20 protein-coding genes, 1 pseudogene, 1 CRISPR repeat array and 1 riboswitch are annotated in these 19,337 nt (G+C 53.4%); of the genes and pseudogenes, 13 read left to right on the top strand and 8 right to left on the bottom strand.

The genetic code is table 11. The features are described from left to right. Positions 1–6: 6 nt before the first annotated feature. From CO251_RS17265 to CO251_RS14385, 3 genes are all read right to left on the bottom strand, one after another. Positions 7–690 carry a hypothetical protein gene (locus tag CO251_RS17265; RefSeq protein WP_146039099.1) on the bottom strand — a complete coding sequence of 228 codons (684 nt, stop codon included), beginning with the start codon at positions 688–690 and terminating at the stop codon, positions 7–9. Between the two features lie 146 nt (positions 691–836). Then, on the bottom strand, positions 837–2,603 hold the full coding sequence (gene cobT, locus CO251_RS14390; protein WP_103376506.1) for a nicotinate-nucleotide--dimethylbenzimidazole phosphoribosyltransferase: 1,767 nt from the start codon (positions 2,601–2,603) through the stop codon (positions 837–839). A gap of 105 nt (positions 2,604–2,708) precedes the next feature. Next, positions 2,709–2,886, bottom strand: a riboswitch (cobalamin riboswitch). 160 nt (positions 2,887–3,046) lie between these two features. Continuing rightward, positions 3,047–4,645 carry a putative PEP-binding protein gene (locus tag CO251_RS14385; protein WP_103376505.1) on the bottom strand — a complete coding sequence of 533 codons (1,599 nt, stop codon included), beginning with the start codon at positions 4,643–4,645 and terminating at the stop codon, positions 3,047–3,049. A 218-nt stretch (positions 4,646–4,863) separates the two neighbouring features. Here CO251_RS14385 and CO251_RS14380 point away from each other — a divergent pair, with 218 nt between their 5' ends. The 10 genes from CO251_RS14380 to CO251_RS14335 all read left to right on the top strand — a co-directional run bounded on the left by CO251_RS14380 (position 4,864) and on the right by CO251_RS14335 (position 14,332). Beyond that, entirely contained in the window at positions 4,864–6,387 is a 1,524-nt protein-coding gene (locus CO251_RS14380; RefSeq protein WP_103376504.1) for an FAD-dependent oxidoreductase, read from the top strand. Further along, complete coding sequence (locus CO251_RS14375) at positions 6,384–7,568, top strand: hypothetical protein (RefSeq protein ID WP_103376503.1); 1,185 nt, start codon at positions 6,384–6,386, stop codon at positions 7,566–7,568. Before CO251_RS14380 ends, CO251_RS14375 begins: the two co-directional genes overlap by 4 nt. Next, a complete protein-coding gene (locus CO251_RS14370; RefSeq protein ID WP_103376502.1) occupies positions 7,555–8,757 on the top strand; it encodes a (Fe-S)-binding protein in 1,203 nt (400 codons plus the stop codon). Before CO251_RS14375 ends, CO251_RS14370 begins: the two co-directional genes overlap by 14 nt. Next, positions 8,738–9,352: a glycerol-3-phosphate responsive antiterminator gene (locus CO251_RS14365; protein ID WP_369825289.1), complete on the top strand. Its 615-nt coding sequence runs from the start codon at positions 8,738–8,740 to the stop codon at positions 9,350–9,352. The genes CO251_RS14370 and CO251_RS14365 overlap by 20 nt, the downstream gene beginning before the upstream one ends. Positions 9,353–9,361: 9 nt before the next feature. Beyond that, entirely contained in the window at positions 9,362–9,619 is a 258-nt protein-coding gene (locus CO251_RS14360) for an HPr family phosphocarrier protein (protein ID WP_103376500.1), read from the top strand. Positions 9,620–9,880: 261 nt separating this feature from the next. Beyond that, positions 9,881–10,807, top strand: a complete 927-nt coding sequence (locus CO251_RS14355) for an MIP/aquaporin family protein (RefSeq protein WP_103376499.1) — start codon at positions 9,881–9,883, stop codon at positions 10,805–10,807. Next, on the top strand, positions 10,800–12,308 hold the full coding sequence (glpK, locus tag CO251_RS14350; protein WP_103376498.1) for a glycerol kinase GlpK: 1,509 nt from the start codon (positions 10,800–10,802) through the stop codon (positions 12,306–12,308). The genes CO251_RS14355 and glpK overlap by 8 nt, the downstream gene beginning before the upstream one ends. 14 nt (positions 12,309–12,322) lie before the next feature. Beyond that, positions 12,323–13,333 carry a dihydroxyacetone kinase subunit DhaK gene (dhaK, locus tag CO251_RS14345; protein WP_103376497.1) on the top strand — a complete coding sequence of 337 codons (1,011 nt, stop codon included), beginning with the start codon at positions 12,323–12,325 and terminating at the stop codon, positions 13,331–13,333. Beyond that, on the top strand, positions 13,326–13,949 hold the full coding sequence (dhaL, locus tag CO251_RS14340) for a dihydroxyacetone kinase subunit DhaL (protein WP_103376496.1): 624 nt from the start codon (positions 13,326–13,328) through the stop codon (positions 13,947–13,949). The genes dhaK and dhaL overlap by 8 nt, the downstream gene beginning before the upstream one ends. Continuing rightward, the gene (locus CO251_RS14335) at positions 13,946–14,332 is read left to right on the top strand and encodes a PTS-dependent dihydroxyacetone kinase phosphotransferase subunit DhaM (protein WP_103376495.1); all 387 of its coding nucleotides are present in this window, start codon (positions 13,946–13,948) and stop codon (positions 14,330–14,332) included. The genes dhaL and CO251_RS14335 overlap by 4 nt, the downstream gene beginning before the upstream one ends. A 390-nt stretch (positions 14,333–14,722) precedes the next feature. On the opposite strand, the gene CO251_RS14330 is transcribed toward CO251_RS14335, so the two are convergent. Next, positions 14,723–15,004 (bottom strand): DUF917 family protein, encoded by a 282-nt coding sequence (locus CO251_RS14330; protein WP_103376494.1) that lies wholly within the window; start codon positions 15,002–15,004, stop codon positions 14,723–14,725. An 86-nt stretch (positions 15,005–15,090) separates the two neighbouring features. Between CO251_RS14330 and CO251_RS17835 the strand changes: the two genes are divergently transcribed. Continuing rightward, the gene (locus CO251_RS17835) at positions 15,091–15,396 is read left to right on the top strand and encodes a transposase (protein ID WP_103376493.1); all 306 of its coding nucleotides are present in this window, start codon (positions 15,091–15,093) and stop codon (positions 15,394–15,396) included. After that, entirely contained in the window at positions 15,393–15,641 is a 249-nt protein-coding gene (locus CO251_RS17830; protein WP_103376492.1) for a hypothetical protein, read from the top strand. The genes CO251_RS17835 and CO251_RS17830 overlap by 4 nt, the downstream gene beginning before the upstream one ends. Positions 15,642–15,726: 85 nt before the next feature. Here CO251_RS17830 and CO251_RS17825 read toward each other — a convergent pair whose 3' ends face one another. Next, the gene (locus CO251_RS17825) at positions 15,727–15,900 is read right to left on the bottom strand and encodes a hypothetical protein (protein ID WP_158246366.1); all 174 of its coding nucleotides are present in this window, start codon (positions 15,898–15,900) and stop codon (positions 15,727–15,729) included. Positions 15,901–15,918: 18 nt separating this feature from the next. On the opposite strand from CO251_RS17825, the pseudogene CO251_RS18110 reads away from it, so the two are divergent. Then, positions 15,919–15,969: pseudogene (locus tag CO251_RS18110) on the top strand (hypothetical protein); the annotation flags it as partial. A 136-nt stretch (positions 15,970–16,105) separates the two neighbouring features. Next, positions 16,106–17,214: a CRISPR direct-repeat array (repeat unit 37 nt; unit sequence GTTTCAATCCACTCCCGACAGGTTAGTGCCGGGAGAC). Between the two features lie 191 nt (positions 17,215–17,405). On the opposite strand, the gene cas2 reads toward CO251_RS18110, so the two are convergent. Genes cas2 through cas4 form a run of 3 tightly spaced genes read right to left on the bottom strand, consistent with a single transcriptional unit; the run spans position 17,406 to position 19,336 of the window. After that, positions 17,406–17,696, bottom strand: a complete 291-nt coding sequence (cas2, locus tag CO251_RS14310; protein ID WP_103376491.1) for a CRISPR-associated endonuclease Cas2 — start codon at positions 17,694–17,696, stop codon at positions 17,406–17,408. Between the two features lie 12 nt (positions 17,697–17,708). Then, positions 17,709–18,731, bottom strand: coding sequence for a type I-C CRISPR-associated endonuclease Cas1c (gene cas1c / locus CO251_RS14305; RefSeq protein WP_103376490.1), 1,023 nt, complete (start codon positions 18,729–18,731; stop codon positions 17,709–17,711). After that, positions 18,728–19,336, bottom strand: coding sequence for a CRISPR-associated protein Cas4 (gene cas4 / locus CO251_RS14300; RefSeq protein ID WP_103376489.1), 609 nt, complete (start codon positions 19,334–19,336; stop codon positions 18,728–18,730). The genes cas1c and cas4 overlap by 4 nt, the downstream gene beginning before the upstream one ends. Between the last annotated feature and the right edge of the window lies 1 nt (position 19,337).

Raw genomic sequence — 19,337 nt, 5'->3', positions numbered from 1 at the left:
TAGGCGTTAGAGTTTGGTTAAAGATTCCGCAATGGTAGAGACTTGTGTTTGTGATAAGGTACGGGAACCTTGAATGAGGTAGTATATGCCTTGCCTATGAAAAGTTAAAGGCGGTGCGCTCTGACTCGCGGATGCGGCTTGATTCCACGTTCCGGTAACCGAAGAACCCAATATCGTGAGGGGCACCGTTCTTAAGACTGTGCGACCTGTGAGTATTGGCCTGGTAAACTCCTGAACACTAAAGTTACTATATTGTATTACGAGCATAGATCCTCCCCCGCTCATAAGGATTCTTTGCGTGTACTGGTATTGCGACCCGAACCCGCGCATAGGGACAGCCGCCGCGGGCAAGCCGATGGACTGGGCCGCCTGCATGATAAATGATTGTTGTTGATGGGTATACAGAATTGCGCTTTCCGCGTGCGTGCTGGAGGACCAACTGGGTAGCGCGGATGGCAGCGCCGTAGATGGAGAACTCGGCGTGATAGGCGAAGAGGTGGAGGAGGGAGATGAGGATACGGGACGTGATGACGGTGTGGTCGGCGGGGATGTGGAATAGGATGGATTCACAGTTCGTGAATGATTATGGTGAGAACCGGTCACGGGATGCCTCTTGGTGCCACAGCCGACGAGGACTATACTGCCCAAAAATATGGCTGCGCTGATGATGCCATATTGTCGTGTGAACATGTTATGAGGCCTCCTTGGTGGCAAAATAATGCCGTTGTCTAGAACAACGCGGCTGTTCCCGTGCCGGTTACAAGAAATTTGTGACAGGGGCCGTGCTGTGGATAGACACGGCCCCGGAAGGGCTCTTGCCTAGTGTGCGTTGCTTCTTATAGCGTAGGAGGCGTTGTTCCGGTCCAAGTTTGCCAATGCACTAACTCTTTGACGGCGAGGGCATCCGCCCACCGAACTGTTTTCAGTTGTGGTTCTGGCGGGAAATGATCAGTATAGCCGACACACAGGACGGCAACGGGTTGAATACCAGGAGGGATTTCCAGAACTTGGCGCAGGTGACGCGGTTCAAATAAACTTACCCAGCCCACGGCGACACCTTCCGCGCGGGCGGCAAGCCAAAGATTTTGCACCGCACATACGGCAGAATAGAGAGTCGTTTCCTCCATCGTGTGGCGGCCAAGCACTTCGGGTCCTCCGCGTTCGAGGTTGGCGGTAATCACTAGGACAATGGGCGCCTCGAGTAATCCTTCTAATTTCAGCTGTAAGAACTGTTGAGCGCGGTCGTCATCAAAGTACAGCTTTTGAACTTGTCGTTCGCGATCTGCTAAGCTTTTTAATTGTTGTTTGATGGCGGGATCTGTAATTAGAATGAAGTCCCACGGCTGTGAAAAGCCGACAGATGGCGCATGATGGGCCGCCCACAACAAGCGCTCTAAAATCTCGGGAGGCACGGGGTCGGAACGAAACTGCCGGATATCGCGACGGCTTTCAATGGCCCGGTAGACGGCTGCACGCTCAGGCCAGGAAAACTGATGGCGTGTGATGGCCCAAGGCGATTCAAGGGGGGCAGGGGTTTCAGTCAGCCCGGCTTCTTCAAATGTGGCCATTTCGCTAGCGATGGCGCAGGCTTGACGCAGCAGGGGCAAAGCTAATGCGGCGCCGCTGCCCTCCCCTAAGCGCAAGCCCCATTCCAACAGAGGATTTAGGCCTAAAGCGCTTAGTACCCGGCCATGGCCCGGTTCTGCGGATTGGTGGGAGGCGACAAGATAGTCGACCGCGGCGGGGGCTAAACGCACCGCGAGCAAGGCCGCAACACCGGTGAGATAGCCATCCAAAATGGTTACGATATGGTGCTGGGCTGCGCCCAAAATGGTTCCCACCATGGCCGCAACTTCATACCCTCCGAGTCGTGTAAGGACGTCAAAAGGCTCTAAATCCGGTCGATGATGGCGTTTCAGTGCCGCTTCAACCGTTCGGATTTTGTGTTCCCAATGGTCTTGGTCAATGCCCGTGCCGTGTCCCGTCATGGTGCGGGGCGATTCATTTAATAACGCCGACGCTAAGGCGGCGGCAATGGTCGTATTGCCAATGCCCACTTCTCCTAATAAAATCGCACGGTAGCCTTGGGCATGGGCGGCTTCTGCGCGTTGAATGCCTATAGTAAGCGCCATCAGGCATTCGTCCGGCGTCATGGCGGACTCGTCCACAAAATTGCGGGTTCCGGGCCGAATTTTTTGAGAGACAACGATCTTATCACGATCGTCATTGGTCCATTCGCCGTTCACGCCGACGTCAATGACTTTTACAACACTCCCAGCATGACGCGCCAAAACGGAAATGGCGGCAAATTGGTGTTGATAGGCACTGAGCATCTGGGCTGTTACGCTTGCCGGATATTGTGATACCCCGAGCGATGCGACGCCGTGATCGCCTGCGTAAATGAGCGTAATCGCTGGATCGACAGCAGGTCTGAGGGTGCGCTCGGCGCTCGCGAGCTGACACGCCAAGCGTTCTAACCGGCCTAAACTCCCAGGAGGTTTGATTAAGGCATCTAAATGATTTTGCATGTCGCGGTGAATCAATCGGTCCTTAGGCAAAATGTTGTTCAGTACTTGATCGAGGTCAGTTAAAGTTGTTGCCATCGTTGTTCTCTCCTTAGTCACCGTAAGTTCTAGAACGAGTTGGGCCAAGATGGGGTGAAAAAAATGCCCGACCTTAATAGGTCAGGCATTTTACCATCACGCCCTCGTAGCCTTTGTCAATTGGGCAGGTCTCCTGGCTTCGGGTCATCGTAGCATCGTCTTCCCACCCCAAAAGGGGCAGTGACGTGTTGATGCGTCTCACCGATTACAGTGGCGGGACCGCTCCGGACTTCCACCGGATTTCCTATTCTCCCGTTCGGGCACCCAATGACGTTATGAGCATTGTAGCGTACAGGAGAAATTCCAACAAACCTAAAATTGGTAAAGAAAGACAAGAAGGCTTGCTCGAATCCAGCAAAAAAGCTCTCCACATGTCCTGGGCTCATGGTTGTTTGCAGAGGAGGCCTTTTGAATAAAGCGCGAAACCCCCGTTATCGTTGTCCTTATGGTCCCTCTTGTCTTAGCAAGTCCATTATCCGTGCATAATCATGGGCGCCTTGAATAGCTTGTGCAACCAGCTTCTCGTACTCCTGGTGGCGGGATAGAGCGGCCTTTATGGGTTGAACAGAAGGAAGAGGCACGCTTAAGGAATAAATGCCCATGGCCGCAAACAAAATGGCCCACGGGACATCGGCCGCTAATCCTCCACAAACACCTAATGGCAACTGAACGTCGCGTGCACTCGCTGCAATGGCGTGGATGAAGCGGAGCAGGGCGAGACCACTATGATAAGAAGCGTCCGATTCCCTATCGGTGGCAAAGAAGTATTGCGACAAGTCGTTCGTGCCTAATGAGGCAAAATGGGCGCCATGTAAGGCAAGTTCGGGAACTAAAAATCCTAAGGACGGCACCTCGATCATGACGCCGAGGCTAACGTCATTGGCCGGGGATGATGACACCGTGGAAGCCACGCGCTTAGCCTGATCGCGACAAAAATCCCAGTCCTCGGTGGTTGTTACCATCGGAAACATAATGGACATGGGAGCGACTTCGGAGGCCCGGTAAAGGGCGGTTAATTGGTCCTGAAACAAGGTAGGATGGGTCCGGTATAACCGCATGCCGCGTGTGCCCAAGGCAGGATTCGGCTCAGAGGGCATGTCTAAAAAGGCCAGCGATTTATCGGCTCCAATGTCAAAAGTTCGGAATATCACTGGTCCTGAACTCTTCCGAAGAACATCACGGTATATCTCTTCTTGTTCGGAGATGGATAAGAGACGGCCGGCTTGTTCTAACAGCATTTCCGTGCGAAAAAGCCCTACCCCGTCTGCGCCAACCGCTGTGGTTCGGCCGGCTTCGACGAGGGATGCGATGTTGGCGCGCACCTCAACCGTTCGCCCGCTTGGGAGGGTGATGGGGTTTGTATGACCTAGCAATCCCTGCTCAGTGGGGCTTGAAGCAGGAGCTTGGGCCTCGGTATCGACCACGCCATTGGCACCATCGATGCTGACAACTTGTCCTTCATGCATGTCACGAATGGCGGCTTTGTCCATAACAACTACAGGGATCCCAAGATTTTGAGCAATGAGGGCGGCGTGCATCAGGGGGCTGCCTTGCGTGCAAATCACCCCAGCGACCGGGATTTCGGCCCATGTCAAAATGTTTTGGACCAAAAGGGTCTCACAGAGCACAATAGAGCCTTGTGGGCAGGCATCTTCTTGAACAGGGGCCAACGCATTTTGCCATAACTGACCCACTTCGCGAATATCCGCCGCACGTTGGGCGAGGTACGGGTCGTCAACTTGCAGCAAGGTGTTGGCAAATTCGTCGCAAGCCTGAGCGATGGCACTATACGCGCTAACACCGCTGCTGATGAGCGCTTCGACGCGGGCAAGGAGTTCGGGATCTTCTAACATGGATTTTTGGGCTAACAAGATATCCGCCCCGGTAGAAACGTGCTGGGCCTGCGTCTCTAATTGCAAGGCAGCGCTCTCCCGGGCTTGTTGCACGTTGGTGGATGTGCTAGGCGCTTCTGAGGTGGCTTGTACGATATGAATAGGGCCAGTGGTGCTCCCGGGAGATAACACACGACAGGAATAGTGCATTTATATGTCACCTTCTCTTGATAAATTGTGGGAGAGCGTTGAGGATGTATTCGTGTTCCCAACCACGAGGCACTTTACAATGCTTTCACTATGATTCATAATATTTTATGAAGTCAATAGCGAGTCGAAAATTTCACGGTATTTGTCTGAGCAGAGATAAAGAGAGCTCGGCGACACCCCTCAGGTGTCGTCGGGCTTTTTTAATGGGAGGTAGGAAAATGGTCGTGGTGATAGGGGCGGGCGCTACTGGATTGGGGGTGGCAAGGGACCTGGCCTTGCGGGGCGTGAAGGTCACGGTGGTGGACCAGTGGGAACCAGGCTTTGGGACATCGGGGCGTTTTCATGGTCTCTTGCACAGTGGAGCGCGCTACGTTGTGACCGATCCGACCGCTGCTGAAGATTGTTACCGTGAAAATACGTTGTTGCGGGCGGTGGCTCCGGACGCGATTGAGCAGACGGGTGGGATATTTGTTCGTTCGGAGGATGATGATCCCGGGTTCGAACAGGCGTGGCTGAAGGGCTGTGATCGTGCCGGCATTCCCGTGACGGCATTGGATCCTCGCGCCGTGCATCAGCGGTATCCGGACTTGACAACACGGGTGGCGTCAGCGTATTGGGTGCCCGATGGGGTCTTGGAAGGCTTTCATCTCTTGCAAATGCTGACTAAAGACGTGCTTGCCCATGACGGGACATTATTGAGCAAACACCGCGTTACCGCAATACAGACCGTGAACGGTCGGGTGACAAGCGTGAGTGCTCAAGGTCCGAATGGGGAAGTCGAGGTAGGGTGTGACGCCGTTGTCAACGCGGCCGGCCCTTGGGCCGGAGCCGTCGCCGACCTGTTTGAAGATCCGATCCCGATGCATCTCTCGTATGGATTAATGATTTTGTTTGCGCACCGCAAGTTTCCGGTGGTGGTGAATCGTCTAAAATCCCCGGGGGATGGGGACATTTTTGTCCCCCATCAGCACGTGACGATTCTGGGGACGACCGATGTTGCGCAAGATTCTCCTATCGCTCCAGATATTCAAGCCTCTGAGGTCTTGCGCCTTATGGACCTGGGACGTGAGTTGGTGCCCGGTTTAGATTCTTGGCGCGTGCTGCGTGCCTTTACCGGCGTGCGTCCGCTTTATGATGGACAGGGGCACGCCGCCACTTCACGCGAAGTCAGCCGCGACTTTAAAGTGATTGATCATCAGCGGCGCAAGGGTCCGGCGGGCAGTTTTTCGGTTGTCGGAGGCAAATGGACAACATTTCGTTTAATGGCCGAGCGCACGGCTGATATTGTGACGCAGTATCTTGGTATATCGGCCCCTTGTGTGACCGCCCAGGTGCCGTTAACGCCGCGTCCAGTGACATCTTTTTCGGCTTCTGAGCCTTACCTATGCGAATGTGAAAAAGTTTCCGCGTCGCAATTGACAGCCATTGATGGATCGTTGTCCGAATGGCGTACGGCAACATGGTTTGCGATGGGGCCGTGTCAAGGGACGTTCTGTGCTCACCGCGTCACCGCGCTGCATCATGCGCTGTTTCCCAGTGAAGATTCAGGTGCGGCACTACAGGACTTGCGCGCCGAGCGCACCAAAGGCATGCTTCCCGTGTTGTGGGGAGCCAATGCCCGTGAATACGCACTACAGCAGGCCGTCCGCTTCCAAACGCTGGCGGAAGGGGACCCGCAGTGGGCGGGCAACTCACCAGGGCTCAAAAATTCATGGCCTAGCTCAGAAGGGGTGACGCTATGAGCGCGATAACCATTATTGGGCAAGGGCCTGCTGCGCTATTAGCCGCCTCTTTTATCCAGGAAGTTCAGCAAGACTGTGTGATCGTGGCAGATTCGGAAGGCAGTTTGCCTTTGTGGAGCGGTAGCTTTGATTTTCATGCTCCAAGTGACGATATCAGCAACCCGTGGTCTTTACTCGACCGTCAACCGCTGATGCTGCCCGCTGAGACGTGGGCTTTCCTCTGGGAAAGCTTGGTGCGTTTTGAGCGAGCGGCTGGCATTCCTGTTGCGGCCGATATCCCGTCACATAATTGGTGGACGATAACGTGCACCGGTAAGTCAAAACCGGTGTTTGTTGTGCCACAGTGGCAATACGTTCAAAAAACCTTTCTGCCCGTTTGGTTTATCGGATTTCAAGGCTTGGCGGATTCCATGGCGGATTTTCAATGCCACACCTATCAGCAGCAAACGAGCGTGGACGCAGGGTTTCATGTGTTGCCTAACCCGGCCCCTTGGACACCTTCTTGGGGGCCGATTCGGTGGGCTAGCTACCTGGATACCGATGAGGGACTAAGTTGGTTAGTGTCAGAAATCCAGAAGGTGGCCCCAGAAATTCCTAAAACCTGGCCGATTTTGCTGCCGCAAGTGATAGGGCGCAGGAGGGCTGAGCACAACTTGCAAGCTCTGACGACGGCGTTGGGTCAGATGGTGTTTGAATACCCCCTCGTCACGCCATCTTTAGGGGGGATGCGCATCCGCGACCGTTGGGTGTGGTATCTCAAAAAACAAGGCGTGCCGTTTTTAACAGGGCGCGCCACCTCAGTCGAGAAGGGGCGGGTCACTTTGGCGGATGGGCGCCAGTGGCACAGTGACCATGTGATTGTCGCCACGGGCGGCATTCTCGGAGGTGGGCTTGAGGTGATGGTGGACGGACGCCTGCGAGATCCTCTTCGAGACACCGTGGTGGGAAGAATCCCACCCGGTCGTGCCATTGATCTGTACTCATGGGGACAAGCGGCCGACTACGGCACGCCGGAGATGACCGCATGCGGGAGTCAATGTGGGGGGTGGAATCCCAACCAAGATGGAAATGGAGGCGCCATGATTCTGGCAACAGTGTGGCAGAGTTTATGCCGGACCGGGATTTTCTCCAACCTTGGATCTTGTAACTCCGAAAGGAGCGTCACGCATGTGGGAAAATGATGATGCCTGCATCAAATGTTCCATCTGTATTAGTGTCTGTCCGGTCTATGGTCAGGACTTGGAGTTTCCCGGACCTAAGGCCTTGGGGCCCGATTGGTTTCGAGCGTATCAAGCCAACCCGTTGACTGTACCCAGCGAGCACGTCGATGACTGCACATTTTGTCAGTTGTGTGAGGCATCGTGTCCGGTGCATGTGCCCATCGCACATCTTATTGCGCAACATAAGAGTCTTAAGAAGAAAACGTGGCGTATCAACTTGCGAGACCGTATTTTGGCGCATCCGCACTGGGTGGCGCGCTATCCGCGCCTAGCGAATGCCCCCAACTTTTTGGTCCGCCCCTTAGGCTTTGGCACACAAAGTCGCTGGCCTCGTCCCCAAAGACGTGTGGCCCCGTTGTCTTCCTCACCTCAAGCGGATACTAGGCAGATTGTGGGGTTGTTTGTAGACTGTTATAGCAGGGGGTTTGACCAAGATGTCCTGTCAGCGGCTCAAGCATTATTGGAGCTTTGGGGGTTTTCGGTGCGGCTGTTGCCGCACGCTAGTCATTGCTGTGGTGCCGCCGCTTATGCTGCCGGCCAACCTGAGGAAGGACAGCGCATTGCACGCTCAACCTATGACGCCATGACCCCAGGTCTCACGGATCTCTCGCAGATTGTGACACTCAATGCGACGTGTGACAGCACGCTCAGGGAAGAATGGCCGCTGTACTGGAATTTGTCGTTGCCTGTACCTGTCCTATCCTTTTCGGAATTCGCTTTAGATAAGGCGCCTGCATGGTTTTGGGATGCAATGCATAAGGGGATGACGGCAGAACAGGAACAGGGGGAAACCACGTCTTGGATTCATACCACGTGCCGAAGCCGTGTGTCGCGTGGGGACGGCATATTAGAGCAACTTGCCGACAAAGCGGGCTTAGCTGCCACTCAACCATTGAATTTGGCCTGTTGCGGAGCGGGCGGATCCTATGCGTTCAAAGAGGAGCATGAAAAAACGGCTCATGCCTTGGGAGCGGCGGCGCTTGAGCAGGTCACAGAGACCCATGATCGGATTATCGTCGATAGCGGAACGTGTGCGTTGCATCTCACGCAGATTACAGGAGCATTGGCGAAACATCCCGCCTACTGGCTCTATCAACGCTTTTTGTCACTGACACAAAGGAGTGGGGACATTGCCTCTCAAGAAAAGTGATATGCCTGTGATCATTCAGGCCATTCGAGATCCCAATCAATGGCAGGACCTATCTCCATCCAGTCCCTGCTGGGTCTTCATTCTCGGGGGGACAATTGATAGTGTCGCAGAAAGTGTGGCGCGGTTGCAGCGCTGGGGTTGCAAAGTCTTTGTGCATGTCGATATGGTTAAGGGTCTCAATGGGGATTTTGAAGGAATTCGCTTTTTTCAAGAGTTTGCGGCGCCTGACGGTATTATCACGACGCATCCTTATACGATTACGCATGCGAAAAAGCTGGGCTTGGCCGCCATCCAAAGAATTTTTTTACTAGATAGCCAATCGGTCGAGTCTGGCATTCAACAAATCGCGCATGTCGATGCCGATGCCGTGGAAGTGCTGCCGGGATTGTTGCCCGTCCTCATTCGCTATCTGTGCCAGCGCATCGCTAAGCCTTTGATAGCCGGAGGCCTTATTACGACGACTGAACATGTGGCCGGTGCCTTAAACGCTGGCGCTATCAGTGTGTCGACCAGCAGCCAGCGCCTGTGGCATCAATCATGGGACCGGGCCTCTCTGACGGCGCCGCATCAGTCCAATCAATATCAGGAAGGATGACCAGAGATTATGATTACGCGTTCTTATGTGATTGCCGACCCCCAAGGATTACATGCCCGGCCGGCAGCGCAGTTTATTCAGGCTATGGCGCTATGTCCGGAAGCAGTGCAAGTCACCTTTGGAGAAAAGCAAGCTAATGGCAAAAGCATTCTTAATGTCTTGGCTCTTGGAGTACGGGCAGGTGATGCAATCGTTGTACACTATCAGACAGACGATGAAGCTATTGTGAAGCGGTGTGAGGAGGCATTACAGCCTCTGCTGCAATAAATGGACAGTGGACGGGGAACGTCTAAGGGCGTTCCTTTTGATTTGAATTTTGTTCATTAAGAGGGAGCCATAACACCTATGTTAGATGAAAAATTTACGGAATTATTCATCTCATCAACATAAAACGAGTCTTGCATAAATTAACAAGACGTTGTTTAATACAAATAGAACGGCAAGAGACAAGAGAAAGCCCGTGCACTGTTTGAGTGCGGGCTTATTTTTATTTGTTGGAATTAAACAAGGACAATGGAGGAATAAACCATGTCGACACAGCAAAAATATGGCAAGACCGGGTGGCGCGCTACGACCTGGGGTGAGCTGTTAGCAGAGTACCTGGGTACCATGGTGCTGTTAGCCTTTGGTGCCGGTAGTGTTGCGGTGGCGGTAGTAGGGCTAACCATGTCAGGCCGAACACTGGTGATTTTCCAAGGTGCTGGAGGTTGGTTATTAATAACTTGGGGTTGGGCTATGGCGGTGGTCATGGGCATATACGTGGCTGGCGGGATTACAGGCGCCCACATTAATCCGGCGGTAACGTTAGCCATGGCTCTGCGCGGAGCGTTGCCTTGGAAGAAGGTTGTTCCTTATTGGATCGCGCAGACCCTCGGTGCATTTACAGGAGCAGCCATCGTTTATGTGGACTATTATCCTGCTATTAATGCATGGAACGCAGCACATCATGTGATTTCACGATCAACTCCCGGCGGATTGACAACGTTTAGCATTTTCAGCACATTTCCGGCCTCGTATTTTCACGCCAACATGTTTGGTCCCTTTCTAGACCAGGTTATCGGCACATTTTTCTTGATATTATTTGTCTTGGCCATTACGGACATGAAAAATTTAGGAGTGCAAGGCAATGTCGGTCCTTTTATTGTGGGAATGGCGGTGGCCGCTATTGGTATGTCATTCGGCGTCGATGCTGGCTATGCTATCAATCCCGCTCGTGACTTTGGCCCGCGTTTATTTACATGGTTGGCCGGATGGGGGCCGAATGCCTTTCCGGGACCCTTTGGCTATTGGTGGGTTCCGATATTAGGACCATTCGTGGGGGCGGTTATTGGTGTGGTGGTATACAAATACTTCATTGAATTGACGCTGGAGAAGCGAATGACCTCAAAAGCGGCTGTGGGATTAGTGGATCCCGAGCCTCAATCTGAAGCCCAAGGGGGAACGGTCAATGTCTGAAGCGATCTATGTGTTAGCGCTCGATCAAGGGACCACGAGCAGTCGTGCGATCTTATTTGACCAGCAGGGCTTGCCGGTCGCCACCGGCCAACAGGAATTTAGGCAAATCTATCCCCAACCGGGGTGGGTAGAACATGATCCTGAAGAGATATGGCAATCGCAATGGCAATCTATTCAAGCGTGTCTTGCTCAAGCTAACGTGCCCATTGAGCAGATCAAGGCCATTGGCATTACCAATCAGAGGGAAACGACGGTGGTCTGGGACAGGAGGACAGGCAAAGCCATCTACAATGCCATTGTATGGCAGTGTCGGCGTACAGCCGATGTCTGTGATAGGCTACGGGCCCAAGGGTTCACGTCAACCTTTCAAGAAAAAACCGGTTTGGTTTTGGATGCGTATTTTTCGGGCACAAAAGTGGGATGGATTTTAGACCATGTGCCAGGAGCGCGCCAAGACGCTGAAGCGGGGCACTTGGCCTTTGGGACAATTGACAGTTGGTTGATTTACAAACTGACAGGTGGCAAGAAGCATGTCACGGATTATTCCAACGCATCAAGGACACTGCTTTACAATATTCATACGCTTCAGTGGGATGCCGACTTGCTCAATATTTTGCAAGTGCCGCAGAATATGTGCCCCACGGTTGTCGATTCCTCCGGAATTGCGGGATACACGGACACTCAGTGGTTTGGGAAAGAAATTCCCATAGCGGGCATTGCTGGTGACCAGCAGGCGGCATTGTTTGGGCAAGGATGCTGGACTCCGGGTACGGCCAAAAACACCTACGGTACGGGTTCCTTCTTACTGATGAACACGGGTGCGGAGCCGGTTCCTTCGCATCAAGGCCTTGTCACAACCATTGCATGGGGCATTAACGGGCAGGTGACGTATGCGTTAGAAGGCTCAATTTTTATCACGGGTGCGGTCGTTCAGTGGCTGCGCGATGAATTACAATTAATTCATGACGCCAAAGAAACAGAAGGTATCGCCTTGTCTGTGCCGGATACGGGCGGGGTCTACGTCGTACCAGCATTTGTGGGATTAGGGGCCCCGTATTGGGATAGCTATGCGCGTGGTACGATTGTTGGTCTGACCCGTGGAAGCAACCGCGCGCATATTGTGCGCGCAGCCTTGGAGTCGATTGCTTATCAGAGCCGCGATGTATTGGAGGCGATGATGAAAGATTCTGGACGGCAGATCAGTATGTTGCGTGTCGACGGGGGCGCTATCGCGAACAGGTTCTTGGCGCAATTTCAAGCAGATTTATTAAATTGCACGGTGGAACGGCCTCAAGTTACGGAAACAACGGCGATGGGAGCGGCATTTTTAGCAGGTCTTGCGACGGGTGTATGGCCGGGCTTTGAGCCTTTAGCCCAAGCATGGAAACGGGATGCACTGTTTTACCCCTCTATGGCGGAAGACACGCGGGATCATCTCTATCAACAGTGGCAGCGAGCGGTCGAGCGCGCGAAGAACTGGATTGAGCCCAGTGAGATGTAAAGGAGGCGACGACATTGAAAAAAATTATGAACAGTCCGGACACGTTAGTGGCAGAAGCGCTTGAGGGTCTTGTTATTTCCTTTCCCCAATACCTTAAGCAAGTCCCCGGAACCCATGTGTTGACAAGGGCCACCCCGAAGCCAGCCGGACGCGTAGGGCTTGTCTCCGGCGGTGGGTCCGGCCATGAGCCGGCTCACGCCGGTTATGTGGGTTACGGCATGCTGGATGCAGCCGTGGCAGGCGAGGTATTTACCTCACCAACCCCCGATCAGGTCTTGGAAGGCATTCGCGTAGCCGATCATGGGGCAGGAGTTTTGTTGGTGGTAAAAAATTATACGGGCGATGTCATGAATTTTGACATTGCGCGGGAACTAGCGGAAGCCGAGGGCATTAAAGTAGCGACCGTAGTCGTGAACGATGATGTCGCCGTGGAAGACTCTTCGTTTACCACGGGCCGCCGCGGCATTGCGGGGACCATTTTTGTGCATAAAATTGCAGGCGCATTAGCAGAGCAAGGGGCGTCACTAGAGGAAGTAGAAGCGGTGGCCAACCGTGTGATTGCCCATGTCCGCTCTATGGGCTTTGCCCTTGAGCCATGCACCGTGCCGCAAGCTGGTCAACCCACATTTACCTTGGCCGATGATGAAATCGAGATGGGCATTGGGATCCACGGAGAACCAGGCATTGAGCGCCAGAAACTGCGTCCGGCGCACGAATTGGCCCAGACCTTGCTGGAGAAGATTGCCGAGGACTTGCCGCTTAAGGCGGGAGATCACTTAGCTTGTATGGTCAATGGCATGGGCGCCACGCCCTTATTGGAGTTAGCGTCTTTAGCACGGGAGGTTTCATTGTGGGCCAAGGGGCACGACATGCCACTAGATGTGGTGTGGACCGGTGAGTTTATGACGTCATTGGAAATGGCCGGTGCTTCCCTAACGCTATTGCCCTTGGACGATACCTTAAGGGCGTTGTTGGCAGCACCTTGCGACACACCGCAGCTGCGACAAGGAGTTCACAATGACTAATACACAATTTCAACAACTCTGGGTTTGTTTTGGCCAGGCAGTGAGCGAACATAAAGACGAGTTGAACCAATTGGATGCGGCGATCGGGGATGCGGATCACGGCACGAATTTAGACCGAGGCCTACAGCAAGTTCTTGAAAAAATGCACGCGGCGTCACCTGCAACATTGCAAGCCACCTGCAAGCTGGTCGCTATGACGCTCTTAAGCACGGTTGGCGGAGCATCCGGAGCCCTTTGGGGCTCCGGGCTTCTCGCGGCGGCCAAAGTGTTTCCAGACACGGACACATGTGACGACAAGACGCTCACACAGGCCATACAAGCGTTTGTTGATAGCATTGAGCAAAGGGGCAAGGCCGTGGTGGGTGACAAGACCATGCTGGACGTATTCGTTCCGGCCCTGTCTTCGCTGGCACAAGACGCTGAACCTATAACCGTAGTTGTGCCTGAAATTGCCGCACACGCGAAAGAATGGGCCGAAGCCACGGCTTCGTTGCAGGCCAAAAAGGGGCGCGCGGCATATCTGGGCGCTCGCAGTGTGGGTCATATTGACCCAGGCGCCACGTCTTCGGCGCTTTGGTGGCAGTGTTTAGGGCGCATTATAGGAGGGTCTGTATGACGGGCATGCTCTTGGTCTCTCATTCCAGAAAATTAGTGAACGGTTTGGCGGACTTAACGCGAGAGCTCAGCGGTTCGGTGGTTCCAATAGAAACTGCAGGGGGTGAAGATAGTTTAGGAGTCACAGCGTCCATGGTAGCTAGCGGCATAACGTCCTTGTTGGCGCAAGGAGTGGATGGCATTCTAATTTTGGGGGACCTTGGCAGTGCCTTTATTTCGGCAGAAACAGCCATTGACCTCGTATCAAGTTCAATACCTGTGCATATTGTCGACGCGCCGCTCGTCGAAGGTACCATCGCGGCTGCCATGACGCTTAGCACCGGAGCTGCAATCCCAGATGCTATCACCGCGGCAACAGAGGCTTATACGATCCGTAAAAGGTGACACTTGGTTGGCAGTAACCCAACGATGGCGGGAGAGTCTAATGCCCCAGGGACATATCTGTTTGACTGCATGGCGGCGTTGACATCGCTACGATTCAGGAATGGAGTCTATGAGCGGGCGGGTTGGTCTACGATGGTACACAGGTGGCGTTTCATAAGATTAACCTCATCAACAAGACTGGATTACAAATTACCCTCGGCAATGTGCAAACGCAAACTTCTGCTAGCAGGACGACATGTCGCGGCGCACAGTGTTGCGTGAGACGCGCCATAACAATAAGCGGAAAGGTTAACACCCTTCCGCTTGGTCCTTAGAGGATCCGTGTGAGAGTCCAAGAATGTGGTTTATAGAGATGTGGGGTTCTTTGGGATCGCTAGGTGCTTGTTAGAGTTAGGTGGTGGACATCGGAACATAATCAATGTCATAGCCAAACCTTCGGGGACCCCAGATTTCCAAGATATTCTTCGTTTTCATAATAGGTGGCGCCGGAATCATTAGTACGGCCACGCGTTGTCCATAGCGCAACCTTTCGGTGGTTATGGCTTGACCAGTGATGGGGTCAACTAAGGTTATCAAATCGGGTACTGTCGCGATAAAGTCATGAGTCCCTTGACGCACGACTAAGTTCTCGTTTTGGAAATCCACATACAAAATGTCTTTATTTAGGGGCATACCTTGAATTGGATGTTAGTCTAATTTGTGGACACCTCGAATTGAGACAAGATGATACAATCATTCTCAATTGAGGTGAATATCCGATGGCCAATCATTATGGTCGCGCCTTTAAAGAACAAGCGGTGCAGCTCGTGTTGACCCAACAAAAGAGTGGCGTCCAAGTGACTCGCGAACTCGGTATTCCCAGCAAAACGTTGTATGGGTGGATTGCCGCCTACAAAGCCGACCCGGTCGAACCCTTTGTCGGGAGTGGGCATCGGAAGGCGGAAGACCAAGCCCTGCGCGATTTGCAGCGGCGTATTCGAGATCTCGAAGAGGACAAGGCGATCCTAAAAAAGCGATGCGCCTCGTCACCAATGATCGGAAGTAATCTTTCAGTTCATTCATGAACACCGCTTCCCCGTCTCGACGGCGGGAAGGCGAGCGCATCAGTCAAAAAACGGTGGCGTGGTTGATGCACGACCATCGGTTGCGCTCTCGCGTGACACGGAAATATAAAGCCACCACAAATTCTCGGCATACGTTGCCGGTGCACGAGAACGTCTTGAACCAAACATTTACCGCCGATCGCCCGCACGCCGTGTGGATGGCGGACATCACGTATATCGCCACGGAGGAAGGATGGCTCTCTTGAGCGAGCCTTCAGGACTTGGTCCACCCGAAACATGGTGGGATGGGCGGTGGATCGGCGCATGACGCAAGACTGAGTTATCCGGGCCTTAGACCGCGCGGTCATGCACAGCCGGCGGCCCGCCGGCGTGCTGCATCACTCGGACCGCGGCAGCCCATAGGCCGCCGCGGCGTACCAGGAACGGCTTCAGCAATACGGCATGACCGCGAGCATAAGTCGCATAGGAAATTGTTACGATAACGCCATGATTGAATCCTGACACAGTCTCCTCAAGAAGGAGCTGATTTACCTGACGACATGTCGAACACGGGCGGAAGCGGAAGTCGCGATCTTTGCCGATATCGAGATTTTCTATAATCAGCAGCGAATCCACAGTGCCCTGGGGATCGCACGCCAGCCGAAGCGGAGGCGGCGTATCGGGCGCGAGCCAGCTAATGTCTTAATTTCGGGTGTCCATTTTATTGGCATAGGTCCACCATTCCCGACAGGTTAGTGCCGGGAGACGGGGATGACGGTAACGGAGGCGCGGCGCCGTATGGTTTCAATCCACTCCCGACAGGTTAGTGCCGGGAGACAAAACCCGCACGGCATTGGAAGCCCCCCTGCCGAAGTTTCAATCCACTCCCGACAGGTTAGTGCCGGGAGACGGAACATCGGAAACATCAAACCCCAAAAACTCAGCGTTTCAATCCACTCCCGACAGGTTAGTGCCGGGAGACCGCGGCCACCACCAGCCTCGTGAAATCCGCAGGGAAGTTTCAATCCACTCCCGACAGGTTAGTGCCGGGAGACATCGCCCCAAAAACCGCAAAACGGCATAAACTTGGTTTCAATCCACTCCCGACAGGTTAGTGCCGGGAGACGGGGTCTTTTCGGCTACGATCAAAGGGAAAACCCGTTTCAATCCACTCCCGACAGGTTAGTGCCGGGAGACAAATAAACTGCCTAGATTTTTGTCAATCCAATGTTTCAATCCACTCCCGACAGGTTAGTGCCGGGAGACTCGGGGCCAATGGTGTGGTGGTCGGGACTGTAGGGTTTCAATCCACTCCCGACAGGTTAGTGCCGGGAGACATGTGACGGTAGACGAAGCTACGGGCGTGGGAATCGTTTCAATCCACTCCCGACAGGTTAGTGCCGGGAGACACTAGTGCCGGTGATTGTCTCCCCGCTGGTGACGGGTTTCAATCCACTCCCGACAGGTTAGTGCCGGGAGACATGCTGAACGTGCTAGCTGCCGACACCAAATACCGGTTTCAATCCACTCCCGACAGGTTAGTGCCGGGAGACAAATAAACTGCCTAGATTTTTGTCAATCCAATGTTTCAATCCACTCCCGACAGGTTAGTGCCGGGAGACGCCGGGACGCTGTCCATTATCTCTTTGTTCAGCAGGTTTCAATCCACTCCCGACAGGTTAGTGCCGGGAGACCATGTGGATAGGAATATCGTAATGGCTTCATAAAGGGTTTCAATCCACTCCCGACAGGTTAGTGCCGGGAGACAAGTCCGTAGCGGACTGCTGTTGATAGACTTCATGGTTTCAATCCACTCCCGACAGGTTAGTGCCGGGAGACACTGGGCCGTGAAAGTCGCCCGTAGTCTGCGTTATTGCCTAGTAATGCGCGAACGTCAAAAATGGGGCCTCTTAATCCTAAGTGTTTTGGTGTCATATAGGTCTCTTCCCTTTCGCATCAAGAGGCGCGAACCTTCCATAAAATCCACGGTCACTATAGGTTCGCGCACTATACACCACACCCGTTAGAACCTAAAAAATGAGCGGATTATCGAAATCTACGTACCGGTTGATTCCCTTGGACCAGACACACTCATCATGCGGTCCGGACAATCGGTATATTCTAACGTTGTCTTCGCGAGGACTAATCACGTCTAAGAGTGAAGTTTTGAGCTTGTGCAGCTCTATTTCGCTGACCCGGCACTCGAAAATCGAGTATTGTACGCGTTGCCCATAATTCAAACATAGCTGCGCCACTTTCCTTAGGCGTTTTCGTCCCATAGGAGATTCCGTAGCAATGTCATACGCAACAATAATGTCCATGGTGCACTCCTCCTATCGAAAGAGAAAGGGTTGGTAACTGGATAGATCTCCGCGAAGAAAACGTGCAAGGATTTTGGCTTGATATATCGGTAACAACCCTATTGGCACATTTTGTTTCAATAATTCATGATGAATTTCCTCCTGCTTCCTTTTTTGGTAGGCCATGATAAATGTTTTGCGTCCTTTCTCTTGAAGCACAACAGAGCCACCAGGCCGATAGAGAAAATCCTCTGCGGTGATTTGACGTCGATTGACGACAGACAAAACTAAGCGGTCGACGACATGCGCACGAAATTCTTCCATCAAGTCCAGCGCCAGGGCGGGGCGGCCCGGGCGCAAGACGTGCAAAAATCCTATTTGAGGGTCCAACCCTACAACCTCACAAGCGCTCTGACACTCCTGTGTCAGCATGGCATACCCAAAAGATAGCAATGCGTTGATTGGGTCTTTGGGTGGCCGCCGATTTCTTCCGGTGAAGGTCCATGCCGCATCGTCTTGGCGGATAAGCGCAGGGAAAGCGCGAAAATATTGTCGCCCAATGATGCCTTCTAGCCCACGTAGAGCATTCACGGTAGTAAATCGGGAAACGTTCCGGCCGATTGCGGTTACGGCGCGTACCGCTTTGAGCAACTGGCGCCGTTGACCTTCAGTGCCCGCGTCGCGCCCTCCTCGAACAAGGACCTGCCGCTGATTGTGAATCTTGCCCGCCACAAACATCCTTGCGATTTCAAGGCTTTGTTGGCGAGCAGCGGTTTGCTGGGCCACTCGCAGCAAAACATTTCCTGAGCTCGGTCCCTGCAATCGTCCGCGGAACGCGCCATACTCGGTCATCCAACTGAGGGACTTCCCGTCTTGGGCCAAACGGTGAATGAGATAGGGGCTGACGAGAACATTACCATAGGCTACGATAGCCCCAAGATGGTGCAGAGGAACCCGAATCAGCACGACGTGGTCGGCTTCGACGATGATTGTCTCGTGGTCCAAATGTGCATACGAGCCTGGCGTGGTTAAGTAAAGCGTATTTTCCAAAATCACCTATCATGATCCTCCTTCAGCATGTCCTCTAGGAGCATCGTCGTCGAGCCATAAAGTGTTGGCATACACTGATCCTCCAAGGAGCAGCCTACACACCGTTCGCGGCGCTCGGTGGGGGGAGGCAAATGCCGAGCCAAGATCAGTTGCCGGATGGTCTCAACCGTACGGCGCGTCTGCTCGCGCAATGCTTCCGTCACAATGACTTCCCGGCGTCTGCGGCTTTTGGCGTGGTAAATAGCTCCGCGCGGTACGGCCATCCCCAGCATCTCTTCGAGACATAAGGCCTGTGCGCATAACTGCAGATCGTCATTGATCCACTTATGCCGTTTGCCGCGCTTATACTCTACGGGATAGGGAACATGGTCATGCCACTCTACGACATCGGCAATACCGGTCAACCCTAATTTTTTGCTCCACAAGCGCAGAGATGTTTCGACCGGAACACTTTCTGCGTGGGAACCGACTTCGTCCACGTGCTGATGCAAATCTGTGCCTTCGGTCGTGTACAGGTTATCCTCAAAGATTTGCTCCTGATAAATCAGCGCACAGCGTCGTGGGCAGTAAGCATACTGATTTAAGGAGGAGATCGTCACGAGTGTTTTCATC

The sequence above is a fragment of the Sulfobacillus sp. hq2 genome (genome assembly GCF_002903155.1).
Taxonomy (GTDB): domain Bacteria; phylum Bacillota; class Sulfobacillia; order Sulfobacillales; family Sulfobacillaceae; genus Sulfobacillus; species Sulfobacillus thermotolerans.
Note: the sequence above shows the minus strand (reverse complement) of the source record. Positions and strands in the feature narration are given on the sequence as shown.

Coding starts and splice junctions, on each gene's coding strand:
- CO251_RS17265 (WP_146039099.1), bottom strand. CDS start 690: ATGTTCACACGACAATATGGCATCATCAGCGCAGCCATATTTTTGGGC.
- cobT (WP_103376506.1), bottom strand. CDS start 2,603: ATGGCAACAACTTTAACTGACCTCGATCAAGTACTGAACAACATTTTG.
- CO251_RS14385 (WP_103376505.1), bottom strand. CDS start 4,645: ATGCACTATTCCTGTCGTGTGTTATCTCCCGGGAGCACCACTGGCCCT.
- CO251_RS14380 (WP_103376504.1), top strand. CDS start 4,864: ATGGTCGTGGTGATAGGGGCGGGCGCTACTGGATTGGGGGTGGCAAGG.
- CO251_RS14375 (WP_103376503.1), top strand. CDS start 6,384: ATGAGCGCGATAACCATTATTGGGCAAGGGCCTGCTGCGCTATTAGCC.
- CO251_RS14370 (WP_103376502.1), top strand. CDS start 7,555: ATGTGGGAAAATGATGATGCCTGCATCAAATGTTCCATCTGTATTAGT.
- CO251_RS14360 (WP_103376500.1), top strand. CDS start 9,362: ATGATTACGCGTTCTTATGTGATTGCCGACCCCCAAGGATTACATGCC.
- CO251_RS14355 (WP_103376499.1), top strand. CDS start 9,881: ATGTCGACACAGCAAAAATATGGCAAGACCGGGTGGCGCGCTACGACC.
- glpK (WP_103376498.1), top strand. CDS start 10,800: ATGTCTGAAGCGATCTATGTGTTAGCGCTCGATCAAGGGACCACGAGC.
- dhaL (WP_103376496.1), top strand. CDS start 13,326: ATGACTAATACACAATTTCAACAACTCTGGGTTTGTTTTGGCCAGGCA.
- CO251_RS14335 (WP_103376495.1), top strand. CDS start 13,946: ATGACGGGCATGCTCTTGGTCTCTCATTCCAGAAAATTAGTGAACGGT.
- CO251_RS14330 (WP_103376494.1), bottom strand. CDS start 15,004: ATGCCCCTAAATAAAGACATTTTGTATGTGGATTTCCAAAACGAGAAC.
- CO251_RS17835 (WP_103376493.1), top strand. CDS start 15,091: ATGGCCAATCATTATGGTCGCGCCTTTAAAGAACAAGCGGTGCAGCTC.
- CO251_RS17830 (WP_103376492.1), top strand. CDS start 15,393: ATGAACACCGCTTCCCCGTCTCGACGGCGGGAAGGCGAGCGCATCAGT.
- cas2 (WP_103376491.1), bottom strand. CDS start 17,696: ATGGACATTATTGTTGCGTATGACATTGCTACGGAATCTCCTATGGGA.
- cas4 (WP_103376489.1), bottom strand. CDS start 19,336: ATGAAAACACTCGTGACGATCTCCTCCTTAAATCAGTATGCTTACTGC.